The following is a 626-nucleotide window of genomic DNA, read 5'->3' on the forward strand; positions in this document are numbered from 1 at the left end:
ACTTTGTGGTTGACCGATGCGGTGTAGGTCACCACGCCGCCCTCGACCACACTTTGCGTGGCGGTCAGGGTCACCGTGGTGGTGTCGATGGTATCGGTGACCTTGGTCACGGCCGCAGTGCTGCTGACCTCCAATTTCTCGAAGTCGCCGCCGGTGGTGCCGGTGACGGTCACGCTCAGGTCTTCGGCATCGACATACACATCGTCGCTTGGCGCATCGATGGTGATCGAGGCTTCCTTCGAGCCCGCGGCGATGGTGATCGTCTCGCCGTTGCTCAGCTTGATCACCAGGTCGGTGCCGGCCTTGTTGGTCAAGGTGGCGGTGTAGGTGATCTTGCCACCTTCAGCCACGGTGTCCGTCGCGGTCAGGGTAAGCGTGGTGATGTCCGGCGTCGCCGGATTATCGGTGACAGTGGTCACCGGTTCACCAACCGCCACGGTCTTCTCGTAATTGCCACCCGAGATATTGGTGATCTTGTTGGTCAGGTCCAGGTTGGTGTTGTGGACGTTGTTCGGTGCGGTGAATGGCACAGAAGCCGACGACTCGCCTACCGGGATGGTGATGGTCTGGCCGTTGGCCAGTTTCACTACCAGATCGGAACCGGTGACTTTGTGGTTGACCGACGC

The 626-nt window shown here is 60.4% G+C and carries 1 protein-coding gene; it reads right to left on the minus strand.

Going from position 1 to position 626, the window contains the following annotated elements:
* Positions 1-626: immunoglobulin-like domain-containing protein (locus tag ACGLHT_RS30035; protein WP_394520775.1), on the minus strand; the 626-nt coding region annotated here is incomplete at both ends.

The organism is Pseudomonas sp. PsB (genome assembly GCF_043658375.1).
Taxonomy (GTDB): Bacteria; Pseudomonadota; Gammaproteobacteria; order Pseudomonadales; family Pseudomonadaceae; genus Aquipseudomonas; species Aquipseudomonas putida_Z.